Below are 470 nucleotides of genomic sequence, written 5' to 3' on the forward strand. Positions count from 1 at the left end.
ACCCCGTCCCGCCCGTCCCAGGCCCAGCTCGACCGCTTCGCGGAGCTGTTCACCCAGAGCCTCACCATGCGCCACTTCGGCGCCCGGATGTCCTTCCCGGAAGGGCGCATGGTGGTGGTGGAGCTTCCGGAGGTGCAGCCGCAGCACCGGGGCGGCCTGGGGGCCTCCGCCGTCAACGGCGGCGTGCTCTCCGCCCTCTTCGACTTCGCCATCGGCTGCACCCCGGCGCTGAGGGACCCCACCCGCCGCTGCGCCACCGTCCAGCTGTCCATGAGCTTCGAGCGCCCCGCCACCGGCAACCACCTCCGCGTGGAGGCCGTCATCGACAACGGCGGCTCCTCCACCCTCTTCGCCTCCGCGAAGCTGATGGACGCGGAGGGCCGGGTGTGCGCCCGCTGCCAGGGCGTCGTGCGCGTCTCCAACCAGCCGTGGGCCTCCGGCGAGAGCCCCGCCACCAACTGACATTCCCC

The 470-nt window shown here is 73.0% G+C and carries 1 protein-coding gene; it reads left to right on the forward strand.

Annotation, left to right across the window (positions count from 1 at the left end; genetic code table 11):
- The coding region (locus tag D7Y11_RS42905; RefSeq protein WP_148139304.1) for a PaaI family thioesterase at positions 1-462 on the forward strand (462 nt) is incomplete at its 5' end.
- Between the last annotated feature and the right edge of the window lie 8 nt (positions 463-470).

Source organism: Corallococcus sp. AB018, from assembly GCF_003986945.1.
Taxonomy (GTDB): Bacteria; Myxococcota; Myxococcia; order Myxococcales; family Myxococcaceae; genus Corallococcus; species Corallococcus exiguus.